At 73.4% G+C, this 21,703-nt stretch carries 22 protein-coding genes; 9 read left to right on the top strand and 13 right to left on the bottom strand.

What is annotated here, in order from left to right:
* Nucleotides 1-4 precede the first annotated feature (4 nt).
* Complete coding sequence (locus OIM89_RS12775) at nt 5-712, bottom strand: TetR/AcrR family transcriptional regulator (RefSeq protein WP_047470866.1); 708 nt, start codon at nt 710-712, stop codon at nt 5-7.
* A 189-nt stretch (nt 713-901) separates the two neighbouring features.
* Here OIM89_RS12775 and OIM89_RS12770 point away from each other — a divergent pair, with 189 nt between their 5' ends.
* Complete coding sequence (locus tag OIM89_RS12770; RefSeq protein WP_264491276.1) at nt 902-1,867, top strand: NAD-dependent epimerase/dehydratase family protein; 966 nt, start codon at nt 902-904, stop codon at nt 1,865-1,867.
* Here the strand turns inward: OIM89_RS12770 and OIM89_RS12765 are convergent.
* The 4 genes from OIM89_RS12765 to OIM89_RS12750 all read right to left on the bottom strand — a co-directional run bounded on the left by OIM89_RS12765 (nt 1,864) and on the right by OIM89_RS12750 (nt 5,795).
* Nucleotides 1,864-3,219, bottom strand: coding sequence for an FG-GAP and VCBS repeat-containing protein (locus OIM89_RS12765; protein WP_247860466.1), 1,356 nt, complete (start codon nt 3,217-3,219; stop codon nt 1,864-1,866). The genes OIM89_RS12770 and OIM89_RS12765 overlap by 4 nt on opposite strands.
* Nucleotides 3,220-3,329: 110 nt before the next feature.
* On the bottom strand, nt 3,330-4,505 hold the full coding sequence (locus tag OIM89_RS12760; protein WP_226964212.1) for an alcohol dehydrogenase catalytic domain-containing protein: 1,176 nt from the start codon (nt 4,503-4,505) through the stop codon (nt 3,330-3,332).
* Nucleotides 4,505-5,077, bottom strand: a complete 573-nt coding sequence (locus OIM89_RS12755; protein WP_030697174.1) for a GNAT family N-acetyltransferase — start codon at nt 5,075-5,077, stop codon at nt 4,505-4,507. The genes OIM89_RS12760 and OIM89_RS12755 overlap by 1 nt, the downstream gene beginning before the upstream one ends.
* 142 nt (nt 5,078-5,219) lie before the next feature.
* Entirely contained in the window at nt 5,220-5,795 is a 576-nt protein-coding gene (locus OIM89_RS12750) for a TerD family protein (protein ID WP_030697175.1), read from the bottom strand.
* 189 nt (nt 5,796-5,984) lie between these two features.
* On the opposite strand from OIM89_RS12750, the gene arfB reads away from it, so the two are divergent.
* The gene (gene arfB, locus OIM89_RS12745; protein ID WP_018893864.1) at nt 5,985-6,452 is read left to right on the top strand and encodes an alternative ribosome rescue aminoacyl-tRNA hydrolase ArfB; all 468 of its coding nucleotides are present in this window, start codon (nt 5,985-5,987) and stop codon (nt 6,450-6,452) included.
* A gap of 32 nt (nt 6,453-6,484) precedes the next feature.
* On the opposite strand, the gene OIM89_RS12740 is transcribed toward arfB, so the two are convergent.
* Nucleotides 6,485-7,072, bottom strand: coding sequence for a flavin reductase family protein (locus OIM89_RS12740; protein ID WP_030697177.1), 588 nt, complete (start codon nt 7,070-7,072; stop codon nt 6,485-6,487).
* A gap of 418 nt (nt 7,073-7,490) precedes the next feature.
* Here OIM89_RS12740 and cdgB point away from each other — a divergent pair, with 418 nt between their 5' ends.
* Together cdgB and OIM89_RS12730 are read left to right on the top strand one after the other, a co-directional pair.
* Complete coding sequence (cdgB, locus tag OIM89_RS12735; RefSeq protein WP_151168552.1) at nt 7,491-9,221, top strand: diguanylate cyclase CdgB; 1,731 nt, start codon at nt 7,491-7,493, stop codon at nt 9,219-9,221.
* A 302-nt stretch (nt 9,222-9,523) separates the two neighbouring features.
* Nucleotides 9,524-10,501 carry a carbohydrate-binding protein gene (locus OIM89_RS12730; protein ID WP_264491275.1) on the top strand — a complete coding sequence of 326 codons (978 nt, stop codon included), beginning with the start codon at nt 9,524-9,526 and terminating at the stop codon, nt 10,499-10,501.
* 101 nt (nt 10,502-10,602) lie between these two features.
* Here the strand turns inward: OIM89_RS12730 and OIM89_RS12725 are convergent, their stop codons facing one another.
* From OIM89_RS12725 to OIM89_RS12700, 6 genes are all read right to left on the bottom strand, one after another.
* Nucleotides 10,603-11,448, bottom strand: coding sequence for a class II fructose-bisphosphate aldolase (locus tag OIM89_RS12725; RefSeq protein WP_151168550.1), 846 nt, complete (start codon nt 11,446-11,448; stop codon nt 10,603-10,605).
* Nucleotides 11,449-11,519: 71 nt separating this feature from the next.
* Entirely contained in the window at nt 11,520-12,449 is a 930-nt protein-coding gene (locus tag OIM89_RS12720; protein WP_030697181.1) for a 1-phosphofructokinase family hexose kinase, read from the bottom strand.
* Nucleotides 12,450-12,801: 352 nt separating this feature from the next.
* Nucleotides 12,802-13,749 carry a lytic polysaccharide monooxygenase gene (locus OIM89_RS12715; RefSeq protein ID WP_195730589.1) on the bottom strand — a complete coding sequence of 316 codons (948 nt, stop codon included), beginning with the start codon at nt 13,747-13,749 and terminating at the stop codon, nt 12,802-12,804.
* A gap of 234 nt (nt 13,750-13,983) precedes the next feature.
* Entirely contained in the window at nt 13,984-14,877 is an 894-nt protein-coding gene (locus OIM89_RS12710; protein ID WP_264491274.1) for a MerR family transcriptional regulator, read from the bottom strand.
* 144 nt (nt 14,878-15,021) lie between these two features.
* Nucleotides 15,022-16,197: an N-acetylglucosamine-6-phosphate deacetylase gene (gene nagA, locus OIM89_RS12705; protein ID WP_030697184.1), complete on the bottom strand. Its 1,176-nt coding sequence runs from the start codon at nt 16,195-16,197 to the stop codon at nt 15,022-15,024.
* A complete protein-coding gene (locus OIM89_RS12700; RefSeq protein WP_078858232.1) occupies nt 16,197-17,129 on the bottom strand; it encodes an ROK family protein in 933 nt (310 codons plus the stop codon). Before OIM89_RS12700 ends, nagA begins: the two co-directional genes overlap by 1 nt.
* A 213-nt stretch (nt 17,130-17,342) precedes the next feature.
* Here OIM89_RS12700 and OIM89_RS12695 point away from each other — a divergent pair, with 213 nt between their 5' ends.
* Both OIM89_RS12695 and OIM89_RS12690 read left to right on the top strand, forming a co-directional pair.
* Nucleotides 17,343-17,666: a hypothetical protein gene (locus tag OIM89_RS12695; RefSeq protein WP_047470901.1), complete on the top strand. Its 324-nt coding sequence runs from the start codon at nt 17,343-17,345 to the stop codon at nt 17,664-17,666.
* The gene (locus tag OIM89_RS12690) at nt 17,648-18,061 is read left to right on the top strand and encodes a hypothetical protein (protein WP_030697187.1); all 414 of its coding nucleotides are present in this window, start codon (nt 17,648-17,650) and stop codon (nt 18,059-18,061) included. Before OIM89_RS12695 ends, OIM89_RS12690 begins: the two co-directional genes overlap by 19 nt.
* Before the next feature lie 8 nt (nt 18,062-18,069).
* Here OIM89_RS12690 and OIM89_RS12685 read toward each other — a convergent pair whose 3' ends face one another.
* Nucleotides 18,070-18,993 carry an SIS domain-containing protein gene (locus OIM89_RS12685; protein ID WP_047470851.1) on the bottom strand — a complete coding sequence of 308 codons (924 nt, stop codon included), beginning with the start codon at nt 18,991-18,993 and terminating at the stop codon, nt 18,070-18,072.
* A gap of 378 nt (nt 18,994-19,371) precedes the next feature.
* Here OIM89_RS12685 and OIM89_RS12680 point away from each other — a divergent pair, with 378 nt between their 5' ends.
* The 3 genes from OIM89_RS12680 to OIM89_RS12670 all read left to right on the top strand — a co-directional run bounded on the left by OIM89_RS12680 (nt 19,372) and on the right by OIM89_RS12670 (nt 21,702).
* On the top strand, nt 19,372-20,703 hold the full coding sequence (locus tag OIM89_RS12680; RefSeq protein ID WP_030697189.1) for an extracellular solute-binding protein: 1,332 nt from the start codon (nt 19,372-19,374) through the stop codon (nt 20,701-20,703).
* Nucleotides 20,704-20,879: 176 nt separating this feature from the next.
* The gene (locus OIM89_RS12675) at nt 20,880-21,185 is read left to right on the top strand and encodes a gas vesicle protein (protein WP_264491273.1); all 306 of its coding nucleotides are present in this window, start codon (nt 20,880-20,882) and stop codon (nt 21,183-21,185) included.
* Nucleotides 21,186-21,252: 67 nt separating this feature from the next.
* Nucleotides 21,253-21,702 carry a gas vesicle structural protein GvpA gene (locus OIM89_RS12670; RefSeq protein ID WP_030697190.1) on the top strand — a complete coding sequence of 150 codons (450 nt, stop codon included), beginning with the start codon at nt 21,253-21,255 and terminating at the stop codon, nt 21,700-21,702.
* Nucleotide 21,703 lies beyond the last annotated feature (1 nt).

Below are 21,703 nucleotides of genomic sequence, written 5' to 3'. Positions count from 1 at the left end.
TGGGTCAGGGCAGCCGGAAGGCGTCTGCCAGCAGGTTCATCTGGAGCGGGAGCAGCGTGGCGGGCCGCTGGCCCATGCCGGTGAACTGGCCCGCCGCCTCCAGGCCGACGATGCCGTGTGTCTGCGGCCAGGCCGTGACGGCGCCGGTGAGCGCGACGGCCGCCCCGGGCGCGTCCGCGGCGAGCCCCGTCCACCGCTCGGCCCAGGCGGCGACCCCGGCGTCCTCGCGCAGCCACGCCTCCGACTCGGCCATCAGCGGCTCCAGCGCGGGCGTGGGCCGCCCCTGGGCGAAGACGGTGAGGAAGGGGCCGAGCACCGCGCGGGCCCGCTCCACCGTCTCGGCGGGTGCCTCGAAGCCGGGCACGGGGGTGCCCTGGATCAGCAGGTACAGGTGCGGCTGGGCCAGTGCCCACGCGCGGTAGGCGGCGGCCAGCGCCTGGAGTGCGGCGCGCCCCCCGCCGTCGAGGTCGACGGCGCGCAGGGCGTCCGCGAGCGCCTGGTAGGCGTCGGTGACCAGCTCCGCCAGCAGCTCGTCCCGGCTGCCGAAGTAGCGGTAGAGGGCGGGCCCGGAGAGGCCGATCTCCTTGGCGATCCGCAGCAGCGCCACGTTCTCGACGCCGCCCTCGGCGAGCCGCCGCACCGCGCTCCGCTTGATCTCGCCGCGCGTCTGCTCGCGGTACCGCTCGCGTGGCGTGCGGGCTCGGTCTGCCATGCGGGGCCTCCTTCTGGCTTCTGGCCGTGGCGCACACATTAGGGCCTCGCGGCGGCGCGAAGGTTCCGCCCTCGCGACTGCTACTCACTTCAGTTACATGCTATAACTGAAGTGATGGATAGTAGCTTCGGGTCCTCTGCCCAGCCGGTCCGCCCGTGTCCGCCCCGCCCACGAGAGGTGAACGAGACCATGACCACCGCCACGCACGACGCCCCCGCCCACCTGCACGTCGTCCTCGGAGCCGGTCCCGCCGGCACGACCCTCGCCGGGGAGCTGGCCCGGCGGGGACACGAGGTCCGCCTCGTCAACCGCTCCGGCACCGGCCCGGCCCCGGCCGGCGTCACCCGCGTCCCGGGCGACGTCAGCACCCCCGAGGGCGCCCGGGAGGCGATCCGGGGCGCCGCCGTCGTCCACCACTGCGTCAACGTGGCCTACCACCTCCAGACCGCCGTCCTGCCCGGCATCCAGGAGGCCGTCCTCGGCGCGGCCGAGGCCGAGGGCGCCCGGCTCGTCGTGCTCGACACCCTCTACCCGTACGGCGAGACGCACGGCGAGGTGATGACCGAGTCCACGCCCTGGCGGGCGACCGGCGCCAAGGGGCTGATGCGGGCCGCGCTGGACGAGAAGTACCTGGCCGCGCACCGTGCCGGGCGGGTCCGCGTGGTGCTCGGCCGCTCGGCCGACTTCGCCGGTCCCGGCGTCCTCAACTCCACCCTCGGCGGCGCCGTCTTCCCCGGCGCGCTGACCGGCGGCGAGGTGCTGGCGCTGGGCGACATCGACCTGCCGCACAGCTACACCGACATCCGGGCCGTCGCCGCCGGCCTCGCCACCCTCGGCGAGCACCCCGAGGGCGACGGCCGGGTCTGGCACCTGCCGACCGCGCCCGCCCGCACCACCCGCGAGGTCTTCCGGATGATCGAGGAGCGGACGGGCCGGCCGCTCGAACTGCACGTCATGGCAGACCCGCGCCCCTTCGGCCCGTTCGACCAGACCTTCATGGACGCGTACGCCGAGCTGTTCTACCAGCACACCGAACCGCAGGTGATGGACTCCACCGCCGTCCAGGACGCCTTCGGCCTGCGCCCCGTCGACCTCGGCACCACCCTGGACGACACCCTCGCCTGGTACCGCGCGTTCCTCGCCGCCCGGCGTTAGGGCGTGGCCCCGCGGCCCCGCTTCGGAAAGGACGCCTTGTCGCGGTCGGTCCCGTCGGTGAACCACCAGTGGCCGCCGCCGCTCAGGGCCAGTTCGGCCCGGCCGTCGCCGTCCCAGTCGGCGGCGGCGAAGAGGGAGCCGTCGACGGGGCCCTCGTCCACCGGGCCCGAGGGCTCGGCGACCGTACGGCGGACGGTGCGCCAGGGTTCGGAGGCGAGCCCGTGTTCCGAGCCGCCGTGCAGCACCGCGAACCGGGCGTCGGCCGCCTCCTTCTTCCGGGTCAGCTGGACGGCCAGGTCGTCGCAGCCGTCGCCGTCGAAGTCCCCGGCGCCCAGCCGCGTACCGAAGCCCTCCTGGGGCGCGCCGCCCTCCATGGTCACCCACGTGCCCGGCTCCTTGCCGTAGGCGATGCGGAGCTGGCCGCGCCGGTAGGGGGTCTCCTCGTCGTCGTACGGGTCGACGAAGCTCCGCCCGACCGCGATGTCCCGGCGCCCGTCGCCGTCGAAGTCGCCGAAGGCGACGCTCTCGCCCGCCGGCAGCCGCGCGGGCTCGGCGCTGAGGCCGCTCGGGGTGTCCGCGCCGCCGGTGAGCAGCAGCGGCGGGTCGTACGGGGAGTCGTAGACGGCGAGGTCGGCGGCCCGGTCGCCGTCGGCGTCGCCGAGGAGCAGGGCGGGGAAGGCGGCCTCGTTGACCGGGGTGGGTGTCTCCGCGGTGTCGGCGGGGGCGCCGGAGCGCTTGAACGGGCCCTTCAGGACGACCAGTGCGGGGTTCTTGGCGGAGAAGCGGTAGGCGACGAGGTCGATGTGACCGTCACCGTCGACGTCCCCGGCGACCGGGACGGTGTGGTACGGGCGGCCCGGCAGCGGGACCCGCCCGCGCGGGCCGCCCGCCCGAGGCCCGTCCGGCCCGCCCCAGACCACCCGGGCGTCGCCGCTGACGACCAGGTCGAGGTGGCCGTCCCCGTCCAGGTCGGCGACGGTGGGCCGCCAGGTGTCGTCGATGGTCTGGACGGAGTCGGGCACGCCCAGGTCGTCCCGGTTCAGCACGGTGGCGCGGCCGGAGACCGGCCCGCGCGCCGAGCCGGGGACGACGACCACCTGGAAGTCGTCCGGGTCCTGGGAGTCCTCGTAGACCAGCTCACCGAAGCCGTCCCCGTCCAGATCGGGGGCGAGCAGGGGGTCCGTACGCGCCGGACCGTCCGCCCGGCAGGGGCTGCCGGGCACCGACGCCACCTCGCCCGAGGGGAGCAGCACGAGGTACGCGACCACCGCCACCGCCACGGGAACGGTCACCAGGACGCGCTGTCCGCGCGGCCGCCGGAACAACTTCCTGCCTGCTGTCGAGGAACCCATTCCCCCGACTCCACCCGCGCGGACCGCACCCGGGCAAGGAACCGGAGGGTTCTGTTACGTGGGTGGTGCACAGACCGGCCCGGCTCCCCGCTCCCGGCCGGGACGGGCCGTCAGGGGCGCAGGACGGCCTTGACCATGCCGTCCTCCCGGCGGTCGAAGGTGGCGTAGAAGCCAGGGGCGTCGTCCAGGGTGCCGTGGTGGGTGACGACCCGCTCGGGGTGGGCGCGGCCGTCCAGGATGAGGTCGCGCAGGAGCCGGGTGTAGCGGCGGTCGTGGGTGCGGCCGAAGCCGACGCGGACGCCCTTGTCGAAGAGCTGGGCCCAGGGGACGCGGAGCGAGCCGTCGCGGTGCCCGGCCGGGGCGGCGGGGTGCGGGTCCTTGGCGGCGTAGACCCCGGCGATGCCGAGCGAGCCGGTCGGGTTGACCAGGCGGGCCAGGTCGTCGACGACCTGGGCCGGGTTCTCGTGGGCCGGGTCGGCGCGGTCGCGGGCCTGGAAGCCGACGGCGTCGATGCCCCGGTCCACGCCGCCGGTGCCCGCCTCGCCGGGCGGCAGGCCGCGCGCCCGGCGGTGGACGCGGATCTGCTCGACCGGGTCGCCCGCCGTGAAGTCCACCGCGACCGCGCCGAACTCGGCGGCGAGGGCGAGCCGGGCCGGGACGTGGTCGACCACGTAGACCTCGCCCGCGCCCCGCAGCAGCGCGGAGTGGGCGGCCAGCAGGCCGACCGTCCCGGCGCCGAAGACCGCCACGCTGTCGCCCGGCCCGACCCCGGCCAGCTCGGTGGCGTGCCAGCCGGTCACGAAGGCGTCGGCGAGCAGCACGAAAGCGTCCTCGAAGCGGTCCCCCGGCTCACCCGGCAGCGGTACGCAGTTGGCGTCGGCGAAGGGGACGCGCAGCAGCTCCGCCTGCGCGCCCCGGTACGGGCCCATCCCCGCGTAGCCGTAGGCGGCGCCGAAGCCGCCCGGGCGCACCCGGGAGCAGGCCGCCGTCAGGCCCTGGGCGCAGTGCGGGCAGGTCCCGCAGTACAGGTGGGTGGGGAGGACGACGCGGTCGCCCGGGCGGACCGCGGTGACGGCGCCGCCGGTCACCTCGACCACCCCGAGCGGTTCGTGGCCCAGCACCAGCCCCGGCTCGGCGCCGGCCCGCCCGTCGTACATGTGCAGGTCGGTGCCGCACAGGGCGCTGGAGGTGATCCGGACCAGCGCGTCGGTCTCCTCCTCGACCACGGCGTCCTCGACCTCGCGGACGACGACGCGGCGCTCACCCTCGTAGACGACGGCGCGCATCAGCTCTCGCCCGCCGCCGCGCCCGCCTCGGCCCGGCCCTCCCGCGGCCCGGCCAGCTCCCGGCGCAGCACCGTGCACTCCCGGCCGCGGCGCAGGTCGGGGCGGTGGTCGACGGGGACGTAGCCGAGGGCCTGCCAGAAGGCGAGGGCGGTGGTGTTGGTGTCGAGCACGGCGAGGCGCAGCCCGGTGCGGCCCGCCTCGCGGAAGCGGGCGGCCAGGTGGCCGGCGAGGGCGCGGCCGTGTCCCTCGCGGCGCCGCTCGCCGTGGACCAGGAGCAGCCCGATCCACGGATCGGGGTCGTCCGGGTCGGCCGGGTGGTGGTCGAGGGTGACGGCGACCGCGACCAGCTCGCCCCTGACCCGGGCCAGGTGGACGACACTGCCGGGCACCGACAGCTCGTCGGCCAGGGCGGCGGCGACCTGCGGGACGCGGATGTCGCCGGCGTCCGGGAAGTCACCGGTCAGCTCGTGGAAAGCCTGCGCGGAGGCGTAGACCCCGGTGATCTCGGTGAGCAGGGCGCCGGGCAGTGCCGCGTCGTCCGGGGTCACGATGTCGACGTACATGGCGGCCACGCGCGCTCACTCCCTCGTCCGCACCACCCCCGGTCCGGCGGGAGCGGGGGCTTCGATTCTGCGGCGGGGGGCCGGAAACCGCGACCGCCCGGCCCTCCGGGGTGGGACGGAGGGCCGGGCGGGGCGGGATCCGGGGCGTCGGTCAGACGTTGACGCCGAAGTCCTGGGCGATGCCGACCAGGCCCGAGGCGTAGCCCTGGCCGACGGCGCGGAACTTCCACTCGGCGCCGTTGCGGTAGAGCTCGCCGAAGACCATGGCGGTCTCGGTGGCGGCGTCCTCGCTCAGGTCGTAGCGGGCGATCTCGGTGCCGCCGGCCTGGTTCACGATGCGGATGTAGGCGTTCCGCACCTGGCCGAAGTTCTGCGAGCGGGACTCCGCGTCGTAGATCGAGACCGGGAAGACGATCTTGTCGACGTCGGCGGGGAGGCCGGCGAGGTTGACGTTGATCGCCTCGTCGTCGCCGTCGCCCTCGCCGGTGCGGTTGTCGCCGGTGTGGACGATGGTCTGGTCCGGCGTCTGCTTGTTGTTGAAGAAGACGAAGTGGCCGTCGGAGTAGACCTTGCCCTGGGCGTTGACCGCGATGGCGGAGGCGTCGAGGTCGAAGTCCGTACCGGTGGTGGTGCGGACGTCCCAGCCGAGGCCGACCGTGACGGCGGTCAGGCCGGGAGCCTCCTTGGTGAGCGAGACGTTGCCGCCCTTGGACAGGCTTACAGCCATGGGATGTCCCTTTCGTCGTGTGTCGCGGGCTTCGTACGCGGGACGAAGCTACCGTCACCCTTTGCAACGCGGCAGCCACCCCGGAGGGTTCCATCTCGCTTTACTTTCTTTGCCGAGAGGCGGGAAAGCCGCCCGCGCGCGGCGAAAACGATGTGACGCGAGGCCGCCGGACGCGCGACCATGGATGACATGTCCACCGACCGAAAGCCCGGCACCCCGAAGCCCGCCCCCACCGGCGGTCGCGTCATCCGGGGCTCGGTCGTCCTGCCCGACTCCGAGCTGACCTGGCGTTTCTCGCGCTCCTCCGGCCCGGGCGGGCAGCACGTCAACACCAGCGACAGCCAGGTGGAGCTGCGGTTCGACCTGGCCGCCACCCAGGCGCTGCCCGAGGTGTGGAAGGAACGGGCGCTGGAGCGGCTCGCCGGCCGGCTCACCGGCGGCGTCCTCGCCGTCCGCGCCTCCGACCACCGCTCGCAGTGGCGCAACCGCGAGACCGCGCTCGACCGGATGGTCTCCCTGCTCGGCGAGGCCACGGCGCCCCCGCCCCGGCAGCGCCGGGCCACCCGCATCCCGCGCGGGATCAACGAACGCCGGCTGCGCGAGAAGAAGCAGCGCTCCGAGGTGAAGAAGAACCGGGGGCGCGGCGGCGACTGGTGAGCCGCGCGCCCCGGGGCAACCCCCGGGGGCGGTTATCGGCCGAGGTGGCGGTAGCGGCCCCGGTAGTAGACGAGGGGCCCGCCCTCGGCGGAGGGCAGGGCGGCCGACAGGACCCGCCCGATCAGCAGGGTGTGGTCGCCCGCCTGGACGCGCTGCTCGGTACGGCACTCCACGGCGCCGAGGCCGCCCTCGATCAGCGGGGCGCCGGTGAACTCGCCCCGGGTGTGCGGGAGTGAGGCGAAGAGGAGGCTGTCGCTGAGGCGACCGCTCATCGCGAACCGGCCCGCGATGTCGCGCTGGTCCTCGCCGAGGAGCGAGACCGCCCACAGCGGCCGGTCGGTCAGGACGTCGTCCATCCGGGAGCCGGTCCGCACGCTCACCATCACCAGCGGCGGGTCGAGCGAGACGGAGACGAAGGCGGTGGCGGTCATCCCGGCGTCCTCGCCGCGCGGGCCGTCCTCCGGGTCGTGCGCGGTCACCAGCACCACGCCCGCCGCCAGCCGGGACATGGCGGCGCGGAACTCTTCGTTGCTCACCCCTTCAGCATGCCCCGGCCCGGCGGCGGGGGCGGCGGGGACGGCGGACGCGGGGGAGCCGGAGGTGGCGCGGGTCGTGAACACCCTCGTCACGCTAGTCCGGGCCCGCGCGCCGCCACATCGGCCGGGGGAACCAGCGGGGACCTAGGTCCCGGGTCCGACCCCGGCCCCGGTTTCGCGGCCGGGTTGGCCGGATCAGGCCGCTGTCGACCGTCCGATGCCGCAGAGTGGCAGGGTGTGAGCGGAAGGGTACCTTCCGGGACCGGGCGGGATGCGTGTTCCGCCCAGGTTCGGGCAGGCCCTGAGCAACTCCGGGTGAATATGCCGCAAGGTGGCCAAGTCACCCGTGGATCATGTGACTTGAGTCACAGAACGCACATTTTGTTGACCCTGTGTACCGAGTGAACAGCTCGCTGTGATTCAGTGGCCGGGAACGGATGACGTGACACTGAGGGACGCTGCCCATCCTGGAGTTGCTGTCGAGGTCTCGGGGAGAGAGCGCATGGAGACCGAGTCGGAGCCCTACGTCCGCCTTGCGACCCTGCGGCAGCTGCATCAGGTCATCGCGGACCTGAACAGTGCCCGCAGCCTCGCGGACACCCTCCAGACCGTCGCCGACGGCGTGGTCACCGGCCTCGGCTACGAACTGTCCGCGGTCAACCTCGTCCAGGCCGACGGGGACCTCGTCGTCGCCGCCGTCGCCGGGAACTCCTCCGCCGAGGCCCTCCTCACCGGTCAGGTCGGCCCCCGCCACTCCTGGGACCACCGCCTCTCCATCGCCGAACACTGGGGTGACCTGCGGTTCATCTCGCACACCGAGGCGTGGCAGCTCGACGAGGACGGCGTCCCCGGCTGGTACACCCCCGCCCCCGTCCCCCGCTACGAGGACGAGTGGCACCCCGGCGACCGCCTCTTCGCCCCGCTCCACGTCACCGGCAGCGACGAACTCCTCGGCGTCATCTCCGTCGACCGCCCGCGCAACGGCCGCCTCCCCGGCCCCTGGGGCCAGGAAGCCTTCCAGATGTACGCCTTCCAGGCCGCGATAGCGATATCCAACGCCCGGCTCCGCGCCAACATGCAGCGCGCCCTGGTCCGCCTGGAGCGCGAACAGCAGGCACTGCGTGCCAGCGAGGAAAGCTTCCGCCAGGCGTTCGAGTTCGCCCCCAGCGGCATGGCCATCGCCGAGATGGGCGGGGACCAGCACGGCCGCATCCTCCGCGCCAACGACGCCCTCTGCCGCCTCCTCGGCCGCCGCGCGGGCACCCTGCGCCGCTACACCTTCTCCGACCTCGCCCACCCCGAGGACATCGGCACCCTGCTGCGCACCAGCGCCGAGGGCGGCCGCACCGAGGTCCGCCTCTCCACCAGCGAGGGCGCCTACCTCTGGGTCAGCCTGCGCAACTCCGTCGTCGCCGACGCCACCGACGGGCCCCGCCTCCTCCTCACCCACGTCGAGGACATCACCGAGCGCAAGCGCCACGAGATGCAGCTCGCCCACCGCGCCAGCCACGACGCCCTCACCGGCCTCCCCAACAGCGCCGAACTGCGCGCCCGCCTCTCCGCCCGCCTCTGCACCCGCCCGCACGCCGGCCGCCCCAGCGCCGTCGACACCCTCGACGCCGCCTACGGGGGACCCGCCCCCGGCTCGTTCCCCGGCCCCGCCGCCGACCCCGACGCCTACGACGCGGACGCCCACGACTTCGACCTGGGCCTCGGCCTCGGCGGCGCCCGCCACGCGGCCGGGCCGACCGGCGCCGGATTCGGCGTCGCCCCCTACGAGCACCACGTCCACACCGTCGCCCCCGACGAGGACGGCGACCAGGACGGCGAGGGCGCCAAGGGCCTGGCCGTGCTCTTCTGCGACCTCGACGGCTTCAAGTCCATCAACGACCGCTTCGGCCACCACACCGGCGACGCCGTCCTCATCGAGGTCGCCCGCCGCCTCACCAGCGGCGTCCGGGACGGCGACACCGTGGCCCGGCTCGGTGGCGACGAGTTCGTCGTCCTCGCCGACGGCCTCTGCCACGCCGACGCCCAGGACCTCGCGGTCCGCCTGCGCAACGCGATCATCCCGCCCATCCGCGTGGACGGACGCGCGGTGCGCGTCGGGGCCAGCTTCGGGATCGGCTGGGCCCACTGCGGCATGTCCGTCGAAGAGGTCCTGCAAAGCGCCGACCAGCGCATGTACATCGAGAAACGTTCCCGCTCCAAGCAGCAGCGGCGGGCCGGATAGGGCCCGTCCGCCTTGGTTTGGCTGTTCTGCCGGGCTGGGGGTTGCCGGGCCTGGAAGGGGTGGTCCGGGGCGTCGTCGGGCGTGGCTTTCTCTCTCTTTCTTCGGGTTTCTCCCCTGGGAGGGGTGCGAAGGTGAGTCCGCGCACAGCCCCGGCGGGACCGCGGACCCAAACGTCCCCGTAGCTGTAGGCGAGTTGAAACCTTGGGGAGGGCTACATCACCCCTTCGCGTCAGTTCGAGCGGGTAGGCTCGCCGAGTCGATGACCCTGCGATTCCGGTACGTGTTTGAGGAGTGACCACGGGATGACACCCGGCCCTGGCAACAACGGCGCCTCTGGCGACAACGGCACGCCCGAGGGCGACGACCCCTTCGGCTACCTGTACGCCGACGGGCAGGCGGCCGGTGCCACCCCGCCAGGCGGGGGCGGCGGCTACGGCTACCCCGGCCCCCGTTCCTCGTACAACCAGGTGCGTGCCGTCGGTGAGCGGCGGTACGGCGGGCAGCAGGCCCAGGGGCAGCAGGGTGGGTACGGCTATCCGCCCCAGCAGCAGCCCTACGGGCAGGCGCCGCAGGGCGTGCCGCAGCAGCAGCACGGGGCGCCGCCGCCGGTGGCGCCCGGGGGCGGGCACGGGCGCGGTTCCGGTTCGGGCGGGCCCAACACGCGGATGCTGCTGATCGGCGCCGTCGCGGTGGTCGTCGCGGTGATCGTGGTGATCGCCGTCACGATGTTCTCCGGCGACGACGACAAGGGCGACGAGGCCGGCAAGGACACCGCGCCGACCGCCGACGCCGGGGGCGGCGAGGGCGAGGGCGAGCAGCAGGAGAAGCCGCAGGAGGACGAGGAGGAGAAGCCCGTCGACCTGCCGAAGACCGATGCCAAGGCCCTCAAGCTGGAGGGCGGCACCGTCACCGCCTCCGACATCCAGGGCGCCGAGGCCGGGACGTACGTCGCCGGGTTCAACAAGGTCGGCGCCAAGGTGACCTGGACGGTCAACGGCATCCCGGAGGACGCCGGTTACAGCCTGCGCGTCTCCTACGGCGTCCCCGGCAAGGCCGCCAACGCCACGATCTTCGTCAACGGCAAGGCCCAGGAGCGCCCGCTCAACATGGACAACTTCGCCAATGTCGAGGAGGGCGAGTGGTCCGACAAGTGGGTCAACACCTGGGCCGTGGTCAACCTCACCAAGGGCACCAACACCATCACGCTCTCCTGCGAGGAGGGCAACCAGTGCGACGCCAACTTCGACCAGCTGTGGCTGAAGGAAGGCACGCAGGGCTGACGCCCGCCACCGGCACTCGCTGAGGTACGCGGCCGGGCCCGCCCCCTGTACGGGGGGCGGGCCCGGCCGTTCGCGTACGCGTTCCCGGTGGCGGGGTCGGCTCAGACCCCGGACAGCACGGTCAGGAAGTGGTGCGCGCGGCCTCGTACGGCCGCGCGGGCCAGGGAGAGGTACGGGCGCGGGTCGGGGTGGTCGGTGAGGTGGGTGGTGAGGGCGGAGGTGAACGCCTGGTTGAGGGCGGTCCCGATGTTGATCTTCGTCGTGCCGGAGCGGACCGCGTGGGCCAGTTCCTCGTCGGGCACGCCGCTGGAGCCGTGCAGCACCAGGGGGACGGGCACGGCCGAGCGCAGGGCGGCGATCAGGGTGTGGTCCAGGGCGGCGGTGCGCTCCGTCATGGCGTGCGAGGAGCCGACGGCCACCGCCAGGGCGTCGACCCCGGTCTCCTTCACGTACGCGGCCGCCTCGGCCGGGTCGGTACGGACCCCGGGGGCGTGGGCGTCGAGCGGTGGTTCGCCGGGCTTGCCGCCGATCCGGCCCAGCTCCGCCTCGACCCAGAGGCCGTGGGCGTGGCCGAACCGTACGGCCTCGGCGGTGCGGCGCAGGTTCTCCTCGGCGTTCAGCCGGGAGGCGTCGTACATGACCGAGCCGAACCCCTCGGCGGGGGCGGCCTCGACCAGTTCCCAGGAGTCGGCGTGGTCGAGGTGGAGGGCGAGCGGCGCGGTGGAGCAGCGGGCGACGGCGCCGGTGGCGGCGGCGATCGGGCCGAGCCGGTGGCCGTGGTAGGCGACGGCGTTCTGGGAGATCTGGAGGACGGCGGGCAGCCCCGCCTCCTCGGCGGCGGTGGCGACGGCCTCGGCGTGTTCGAGGGTGATGACGTTGAACGCGGCGACGGCCCTCCCCGCGGCCGCCGCTTCGGTGACGAGTTCCCCGGTCGGTACGAGTGGCACGGCTCTCCCCCTGCGGGTGTCGGCTGACGTCGGCCGGGCGGCCGCGTCCGGTCGGGCTCGGCGCTACGGGCTCAGGCGGCTCCGGGCAGCGCGGTGGCGGTGATGCGGGCGGCCAGGTCGCGGTAGGCCGCCTCGTCGTACTCCCCGGCGGCCGAGGCGTGCACGGTCGCGGCGGAGAGGGCGGCGGCCCGGACGAGGCGGTCCGGCCAGTCGGCGCCCTCGGTGAGACCGGCGAGCAGCCCGGCCACCACGGAGTCGCCCGCGCCCGTCGGGTTGCCCCGGACCGGGGCGGGCGGGGCGGCGCGCCAGGCACCCACGGGGGTCTCGGCGAGCAGGCCCTCGGCGCCGAGCGAGGCGACCACGGCGCGGGCGCCCCGGCGGCGCGCTGCGCGGGCGGCGTGGCGGGGGTCGCGGGTGCCGGTGAGGTCGGCGAGTTCGGTGGCGTTCGGCTTGACCAGGTCGGGGCGGGCGGCGATGCCCCGGCGCAGGGGTTCGCCGCTGGTGTCGAGGAGGACGGGGACGCCGGCGGAGCGGGCCTCGCGGATCAGGTGGGCGTAGGCGCCGACGGGCACGCCCGGCGGGAGGCTGCCGCAGAGGGCGACGGCTTCGGCGCCGGGGAGGAGGGAGGCGTACGCCTTCTTCAGGGCCTCCCACTCGGCGGCGGTGACGGTCGGGCCGGGTTCGTTGAGCTGGGTGGTGTTGCCGCCGGCGGCGTCGACCACGGCGACGGTGCGGCGGGTGGTGCCGCCGATGGGGACCAGGGCGTCCTTGAGGTGGGGTTCGCCGGAGAGGGCCTCGCGGAGCCAGGTTCCGGTGGGGCCGCCGGCGAAGCCCGTGACCGTGGTGGGGTGGCCCAGCCGGGCCAGGACGCGGGCGACGTTGACGCCCTTGCCGCCTGGGCGGTCCTGGGTCTCCGTGACGCGGTGCGTGGTGTGGGGGCGCAGGGTGGGGACGTGGTACGTCAGGTCTACTGCGGTGTTCAGAGTGACGGTGAGGATCACGGTTCCAGCCCTGTGCTGCCCTGGCCCGCCTGGGGGTTCCGGCGGGTCTGCCTGCGGTTTCGTGGCCTGATCATGCCAAACCTAGGCGATGCGGCAGGGTCGCGGAAGAGGGCTGGGGGGACGGGGAGTTGGCCTGCCCGGTGCGAGCCGAGTGGGATGGGGATGTTCCCGCGGCGGGCTGACCACGAGGTCCACCTCGCGTGCGACGGCGACTGCCGCCCCCACCCTTCGTTCTCACCACGGCCTACCGATGGCGGCCCCGGACGAACAGGTGATGCAGCGGCTGTGCGGTGCGGCGTGAACGGCGTGAACGGTGAGAGGACCCCGGCGGCGGCGCCGGGGTCCTCGGCCGTCAGCCGTGCTGCCTGGTCCGGCGGCTCCGGTTGAAGACCATCGCGCCACTGGCGAAGACGACCGCCCCCAGGCCCGCCACCACCGCGGGCACGGGGACGGCAGCCTCGTCGCTGGCGGCTGCCAGCTTCTCGCCGGCCGCGGCGTGTCCGGCGTGTCCGGCGGCGTGGACCGGGTCGGCCTTGGTGTTCTCGACGTCCGCCCCGATCGCCTCGACCTCTGCGGCCGACCGCTTGCCGCCCGCCAGGCCGGTGACCTCACCGCTGCCGCCGTCGAAGACGACGTCGGAGCAGGAGAAGAAGTTCTCCTGGCTGTCGGAGCGGATCCACTGGATGAAGAGCAGGTGCTGACCGCTCCGCTGCGGTAACTGGAGGTTCCAGTAGTAGTGGCCTTCGTCCGTGCCCACACCGCCGTTCTGCGGCGGGTTGGTCACCGTCTGCAGGTGGTCCAGGTCGTCCCACGCGAGGGCCTTGGCCGGGCTCCACCCGCTCTTGGTGAGGTAGACCTCGAACTTGCCCGGATGGGCAGCCCAGTTGCTGTACTTGAGCTGGATGTCGGAACCCGAGGTCAGGTGCGTCTTCGGCCAGTCGGTGCGGACCGCGTTGTACGCGGAGAAGTCGTACGGGCTGCGGTCGCCCGCGCTGCACAGCTTGCCGTCCGGGACGTAACCCGCGCCCCTGCCACCGGCGTTGGAGTCCAGAACGGCGAACCAGTTGTACAGCGGGGTGGTGCCGGTCTGCCGTACCGCGTCGGCGCAGGCGGGGTTCGACGGCATCTGGGTCGAGCCGTTCTGGAGCAGGTCCTTGTAGCACAGGTTGGTCCGCGAGCCGGGCATGATGCTGACGCCGTGCGCCGATGCCGGGGACGGCACGGAGAGCACCGCTGCGGCAACGCCCGCGGCCGCGGTCAGGGCCAGTGTGTGCCGGGCACGGATCGAGTTGAGGGCCATGAGTCGGTCTCCTTCGTGAAGGTTCCCTTTCGAGCGCCGGCCGGTCGGCCGGGACCTGTCGCGGGCGTCGCCCCATGCTGCGGGAGCCGACCGTTCGGGCCCGGCGATCGACGTGCAAGAGGGACTGGCGTGGAGGGTGGGGGGTTGACGAGGGCGGTGGGAGCGCTCCCATCCGTTGTAGCGCGTGGGGGTGGAGTAGTAAATGGCCTCGTCGAAGTTACTGACAGGTCCTGGTCAAGAACTCTCCTCGGAGTGGGCGTCGGCAAGGGCCTCGCCGAAGAGCCGCCCGGCGAGTTCCAGGCAGCGCATCCGGGCAGGAGAGAAGTCGTAAGGCATCTTGGTGAACGCTGCGGCGGCGCTCATCCCTCTGCCCTCGTCCCCATCCGTGTCGGCGTCCCAGCTCTCGAGGATCTTCGCCTCGGCCGCTTCGAGATCAGCTGCCTCGATGGCCTGGTTCAGGGCCATCTGGTGAGCGCATCGTTGTACGGCGAGCTCTTCGACACGCGGGTCGTCGGGTGCGACGCCGTCGTCGAGGGCGGCCTCGGCCGCCTCAAGACGGTCGTCCTCGGCCCGCAGGCCGGGGTGGGTGGTCAGCACGATGAACGCGCTGGCCTGGATCGCGGCGCCCAGCGGCCCGCAGATCCGTTCCGTGACCAGCAGGGCGTCCAGATCGGAAGGGCGCAACGCGCCCGGGGGCAGATGGCTGAGCCGGTCCGAGACCAGTTCGGAGAGCAGCCCCAGCGGGCTGCCCACCGCCTGCAGGCGCTGGACGGCCGCGCGCCGGCGTTTGATGGCGACCTCCTGCGCCGCCAAGGTCTCCTCCAGCCTGCTCAGGACCGACTCGATACCCGGGGCCTGGTCCGAGGCCTCGTCTGCGGTGCCATCCCGGGCTTCGCCGAAGGCGGCCCGCATGTCGTCCAGGCTGATACCGGCATCAGCCATCTTGCGGATCCACAGCAGGCGGATCATGTCGTCATAGCCGTAGCGGCGGCGGCCGTCTCCGCCGCGCTCGGGCTCCGGCAGCAGGCCGATCCCGTGGTAGTGGCGGATGGCGCGTGGGGTGATCCCGGCGAACGCAGCGGCATCACCGATCTTGACCTGCCGGGGAGGCGTGAGGGAGGGGTACATCGCAGACAGAGCCTTTCGTGCCGTGGTCCCCCGACCCCACCACATGCCGCTACGGCATGTGCAAGGGCGGCGATCGAGGCCGGTCAGTGACCGGTACGGGCGGCAATCGGCATCCCCGGCCGCGGCGCGGCCACACCCAGGGGGTCAGGCCGCAGCAGCCACCTGCGGAGCAACAACCCAGTCCCCGCGCCGCAGAACCCCCTTGACCTCGAACCCCTCGTCGAGAACGACGAGATCCGCGTCCTTGCCGGGCTCCAGCGACCCGATGCGATGGTCGAGCCCGAGCAACCGGGCAGGGTTGGCGGAGAGGGCCCGCACGATCTGGCCGACCGGGAGCTTGTCGACCAGCGCGGCACGCCGGAAGGCCCGGTCCAGAGTGAGGGTCGAACCGGCGATCGAGCCCCCCTCGACCAGCCGGGCCACCCCGTCGACCACGTCGACCTCCAGCGGCCCCAGCAGATAGCGGCCGTCACCGAACCCGGCCGCGTCCATCGCGTCGGTGATGAAGGCGACCCGGTCCGCGCCGGCGCGGTGGAAGGCCAGTTCCAGGGCGGCCGGGTGCAGGTGGGTGCCGTCGTTGATCAGCTCGACGGTGACCCGCTCGTCCTCCAGCAGGGCCGCGATCGGGCCGGGGGCGCGGTGGCCCAGCGGCGGCATCGCGTTGAAGAGGTGGGTGGCGACGGTCGCGCCCGCGTCGATGGCCTCCACCGTCTGCTCGTACGTGGCGTCGGTGTGGCCGACCGCCGCGATGACCCCCCGGTCGGCGAGGAGGCGTACGGAGTCCAGGCCGCCGGGGAGTTCGGTGGCGAGGGTGACCATGCGGGCGGCTCCCCGGGAGGCGTCGAGGAGGGCGGCCACGTCGGCGGGGTGCGGGTCGCGCAGCAGGGCCTCGCTGTGGGCGCCCTTGCGGCACGGGGAGATGAACGGGCCCTCGAAGTGGATGCCGGCCAGGTCGCCCTGTTCGGTCAGTTCCGAGAGGAGTCCGGCGCGGGCGGTGAGGAACTCCATCTCGCCGGTGACCGTGGAGGCGACCAGGGTCGTCGTGCCGTGCGCCCGGTGCGTGGCGATGCCGGTCAGGACGTCGTCCACCGTGCCGGAGGTGAAGGAGGCGCCGCCGCCGCCGTGGTTGTGGAGGTCCACGAAGCCGGGCACGATCCAGTGGCCCGACAGGTCCCAGCGTTCTGCCTCGGGCTCCTGACCAGCCGAGGGAGCGCTCCCGCCGATGTGCGCGCCGTCGATCACGAGCTCGCCGTCGTCGACCGTGCCGGAGGGCAGCACCACCCGGGCGCCGGTCAGTACCTTGCGTGCGGGAGCGGCCATCAGGCGGATACCTCCGTGGCGAGTAGATCCCAGGCGAGGAGCCCCGCGCCCAGGCATCCGGCGGTGTCCCCGAGGGCCGCCGGGACGATCGTGGGGAGCTTCTGGAAGGTGACGCGTTCCTCCACAGCCGCCCGCAGCGGTGTGAACAACGTTTCCCCCGCCTCGGCGAGGCCGCCACCGATGATCAGGGTGCGGGGGTCCAGCAGAGTGACAGCGATGACCAGGCCGTCGGCGAGCGCGTCCACCGCCTCCTGCCAGACGGCGACGGCCCTCGGGTCGCCCGCCGCCACGGCGCGGGCGCAGTCGGCGGCGTCCGCCTCCGGGTCGCCGCTCGCCTCCGCCCAGGCCAGGGAGACGGCGGAGGCCGAGGCCAGCCGTTCCAGGCAGCCCCGCTGGCCGCAGCCGCACGGGATGCCGCCGGGCCGGATCACGACGTGGCCGATCTCCCCGGCGGAGCCGTGCGCGCCCGGCTCGATCACGCCGTTGATGCCGATGGCGCCGGCGATGCCCGTGCCCAGCGGCATGAACAGGAACCGGTCGGCGCCCCGGCCCGCCCCGATGCGGCCCTCGGCGAGGCCGCCGGTACGGACGTCGTGGCCCAGGGCGACCGGGATGCCGCCGAGGCGGGCGGTGAGCAGGTCCCGCAAGGGGACGTCGGACCAGCCGAGGTTGGCCGCGTAGACCGCGACGCCCTTCTCGGTGTCGACGATGCCGGGCACGGCGACGCCCGCCGCGGCGGCCTCCTCGCCGAACTCGGCCAGGCCGTGGGCGCGCAGGGCGTCGGCGAAGTCGAGGATCGAGGCCACGACGGCGTCCGGGCCCCGGTCGCGGCCCGTGTCACGGCGGGCCTCGTGCAGCAGCTCGCCGTCCGGGCCGACCAGGGCCGCCTTCATTCCCGTGCCGCCCACATCGAGCGCGATCACATGTCTCACCCGGACAGTCTGACCGGTGGGGCGGGAGAGGTCTAGTCCAGTGGGGAAATCGGCTGCGGCGCGCTTGCTGGGCGGGGGTGCCCCCCGGCTGGGCTTTCCTGTGCCGCGACCGGGGCCGGGGCGGGGTGGCCTCAAGCGCCGGCCGGGCTGTTCCTGGGGTGGTCGGACTCGATGCGCGAGCTGATTTCCTACTCGTTTGATACGGTCGGGTGTATGGCGGAAGCTGAGTACAACATCGGTGAAGGGCCTGCGACCCGGGTGAGTTTGTCGCTTCCTGAGGGGACGGCCGAGGCTATTCGGACCCGGGTGGGGAAGCGGGAGTTCTCCGCGTTCGTGACGGCGGCGGTCGAGCGAGAGTTGCGGGGGCAGATTCTGGACGAGTACCTGGCCGACTACGAGCGACGTAAAGGGCCGCTCCCTGCTTCGATGCAAGCAGAGGCGCGGGAGCTTTTCGATGAGATCTTCGCTGAGGAAGCGGCTCTCGGGGATGACGAATCCGGCCCGGCCGAGGGTGACCAGTGGCGCGCCGCAAGCTGACTCATGCGGGCACGATGGTGCTCGACAGTGAAGGGCTGGCCAAGCTGCTGGCCGACGACGCCGGTGTGGTGGTCCTGGTCGGGGAGGCTCGACGGCGCGGCATGGAGGTGGTGATCTGCGCCCTGACCATCATCGAGGCCGTGCACGCGCGGACGAACAGGAGTCGCCTGGCCTGGGTGCTGTCAGGGCTGCGCGTGGCACCCGTCGGGGACGAGGAGGCCAAGGCGGCCTCCGCCCTGCTGACGCGGACAGGCTTGCACGGGCACAAGCATGCGATCGACGCGGCCGTCGCAGAGCTGGCGATGCGGCAACAACGCCCTGTCACCCTTCTGACGTCAGATCTCGACGACATGGGAAAGCTCTGCGAAGGCCGCGTGCGACTCATCGCCGTGTGACGTGCCGGTCAGCTCTCCCCGCCCCCCACCCCCAGCACCACGCTCCGCGTCAGGTTCCTCGGCCGGTCCGGGTTGTGGCCCTGGGCTTCCGCGAGGGCGACCGCGAGGCGTTGGGCGCGGATGAGGTCGGCGAGGGGGTCGGTGGTGGGGTGGTGTTCGAAGTGCCCGCCGACCCGGTGGACGTCGTCGGAGAGGCCGGCGGGCGCCTCGCCGAAGAGCCAGGTGACGCGGCCGGGGGCGGTGATGGCGATGGGGCCGTGGCGGTACTCCATGGCCGGGTAGGACTCGGTCCAGGCGCCTGCCGCCTCGCGCATCTTCAGGGCCGCTTCCTGGGCGAGCCCGTAGGCCCAGCCGCGGCCGAGGAAGGTCCACTGGCCGGCGGTGAGCAGGGGGCGGGGGAGGGGTTCGGTGACGGCGCGTTCGGCGTCGTCGGCGGCGCGGGGGACGGAGGCGAGGCCGGGGAGGTCGCCGAGGGTGGCGCGGAGGAAGGCCAGGGCGGTGGTGGCGAAGCGGGTCTGGACCACGGACTCCTCGTCGGCCCAGTCCAGGACGGCCACTTCGTCGGCGGCGGTCATCACGGGCGTCGCCGGGTCGGCGGTCAGGGCGACGGTGGCGGTGCCGGCGGCGCGGACCAGGGCGAGCAGTTCCAGGACCTCCGTGGTGGTGCCCGAGCGGGTCAGGGCGACGACCCGGTCGTAGGCGCCGACGGCCCGGGCGCGCGGGAACTCCGAGGCGGCGAAGGCGTCGGTGGTTCCCTGGCCGGCGGCCTCGCGCAGGGCGGCGTAGGACTGGGCCATGAACCAGGAGGTGCCGCAGCCGACGACGGCGACGCGTTCCCCGGGCCGGGGTGCGGCGGTGAAGCGGGCCGCCTCCTCGGCGGCGCGGCGCCAGCAGGCGGGCTGGGTGGTGATCTCTGCTGCGGTACGGGACATGCGCGGCTACCCCTCACGGTTCTCCGCCCGGGCGGCTCCGGTGCGGCCGCCCCCGGCGGGGCTGTGCTCTCGCTCTCGTACGTTCCGGCGGCCGGCTGCGGGCCGGTGGTGCCCTTCCAGGTCTGACGGTACGTCGGACCGCCCGCGGTTCCCGTCCTGCTGTGCGGACCCGCGGGAGGCCGCGTGCGGTCCTCGTGACGCACGGTGGACGCGGTGTGCAAGGTCGATGTGACCTCGGCACGGAAGTGCATAGCAGTCCCGGACAAGCCGGGGCAACGGCCACCGGAGGTGGTCCTGGCCAGGCCCTTCGGCGGTGTACACCTTCCCGGGACGTCCGGGAGCGGCCCGGACCCGGCGGATCAGGGCGAGGAGCACGGCGTGCGGCGACACCACGAGGGACGGGGCGAGGGATCAGGGCGTGTCCGGGGGGCGGCGCGGACGGCCGCCGCGCTCGTGGCCGCCCTCGCGCTGGCGGCCACCGTCGCCGGCTGCGGCTCGGGAGAGGCCGAGGAGGGGACGGGCGAGGAGGTCACCCTGCGCCTGGTCGCCCCCGAGTACGGCGACTCGGCCGAGAACAGCAGCAAGGGGTACTGGAAGCGGGTCGTCGCCGGCTTCGAGAAGGGCCACCCCGGGACCACCGTCGACGTGGAGGTGCACCCCTGGCGCACCGTCGACAAGGTCCTCGCCCGCCAGGTCGCCACCGGCAACGCCCCCGACCTCGCGATCAGCGGCACCTACGCCTCGTACGCCGCCGACGGCAAGCTCTACCGCGCCGACGACCTGCTCTCCATCGGCACCCAGGCCGACTTCCTGCCGCCGCTCGCGCGCGCCGGGGAGATCCAGCGGGTGCAGTACGGCATGCCGTTCGCCGCCTCGACCCGGCTGCTCTTCTACAACCGCGACCTCTTCGAGGAGGCGGGCCTGACCCCGCCGAAGACCTGGGACGGGGTGCGTACCGCCGCCGAGGCGCTGAAGAAGCGGGACGTGCCCTACCCGTACGCGCTGCCGCTCGGGCCCGAGGAGGCGCAGGCCGAGACGCTCAACTGGCTGCTGTCGGGCGGTTCCGGCTACACCGACGACCTCGGCTCGTACACGCTCGACTCGCCGGAGAACGTGGAGACGGTCGGCTGGCTGAAGGAGGAGCTGGTGGGGGAGGGGCTGACCGGGCCCACCCCGCCGGGCGAGCTGGACCGGGCCGACGCCTACGCCGCCTTCGCGAAGGGGCGGGTCGGCATGGTCAACGGCCACCCCTCGCTGATGCGCGCCGCCGAACGCTCCGGTGTGCGCTACGGCGTCGCCCCCGTCCCCGGGCGGACCGAGGAGGCCGGGGCCACCCTCGGCGTCACCGACTGGATGATCGGGTTCCGGCAGGCGGGCCACCCCGAGGAGGCCGGTGCCTTCCTCGACCACGTGTACAGCGAGAAGAACGTCCTCGCCTTCACCCGCGCCCACGACCTGCTCCCCGTCACCCACACCGCCTCCGACACCCTCGCCGCCGCCCCCGGCGACACCACCCTGCGCCGCTTCCTCACCGAACTCCCCGAGGCCCGCCTCTACCCGTCCGAGAAGACCTCCTGGCCCGAGCTGAGCACCCGCATCAAGTCCGGCCTCGCCGACGCCGTCGCCCCCGGCGGCTCCCCCAAGGCCGTCCTCAGCCGCCTCCAGCGCCACGCCGCCGCCTATGAGAACCCGCAGGCGGGCAACGGCTGACACCCCGCCCGTGAAGGGCGGAGACACCGGAGGGGCGACCGCGCACGCGGTCGCCCCTCCGGTGTCTCCGTTCGTGAACGCATACGTCGGGGCGGCCCGGGAACGCGGAGGAAAGGCCCGGTCGAATACGTGAACGGGCGGACCGGAGGAATCGATGAGACAGGGCAGGAAGCCTTATGGCGAAGGATGAGGAGAACGACGGAAAGGAAAGCGGCGGTGCCCCCGCGCGGGTCGGGATATCCGAGGCGATGCGCAAGGCGGCCGGGCAGCTTTCCGAACTTCTCGGCTGCGAACCGAGTTCCGTCTCTTCGCTGAAGGCCACGGACGACGGATGGACGGCGGACGTGGAAGTGGTCGAGATCGAAAAGGTCCCGGACACGACCAGCGTCATGGCGTCCTACCACGTCTCCCTCGGAAAGCAGGGAGAACTTCTCGGATATGAACGCACACGCCGCTACACGCGCGGTCAAGTAGACCGTTGAGCGTTCCCCGCGGCAGAGACCGCGGGGAAAGGCTCGCGCGCACCCAACAGTGGGAGGGAGCCCGGCCATGAGTCTCGTACAGCAGAGCAGCGCCCCGAACAGCGGGGGCGGTTCCGGAAATCTCTACGACGTTCTCGAGCTGATCCTCGACAAGGGCCTCGTCATCGACGCCTTCGTGCGGGTCTCGCTCGTGGGCATCGAGATCCTGAAGATCGACGTGCGGGTGGTCGTCGCCAGTGTCGACACCTACCTGCGCTTCGCCGAAGCCTGCAACCGCCTGGACCTGGAGTCCGGACGCAAGGCGCCGACCCAGCTCACCGACATCGTCGGGGACTCCGTGGAGAGCGGTGCCAAAGGGAAGTCGAAAGGAGCGCTGACCGGCGCGGTGGAGGCGTTCACCGAGTCCTTCCAGGGCGGCCGTGACGACTCCGAGGACAAGGAGAAGGAGGAGGAGAAGCGGCCGGCCCGCAAGTCCACCTCCTCCAGCCGCCGCAGCAGCCAGCGACGAGAGGAGTGAC

Origin of the sequence: Streptomyces sp. BI87, assembly GCF_025957665.1 — a bacterium.
GTDB lineage: Bacteria > Actinomycetota > Actinomycetes > Streptomycetales > Streptomycetaceae > Streptomyces > Streptomyces albidoflavus.
The sequence above is the reverse complement of the archived record's forward strand: the minus strand, read 5'-3'. Positions and strand labels throughout refer to the sequence as shown.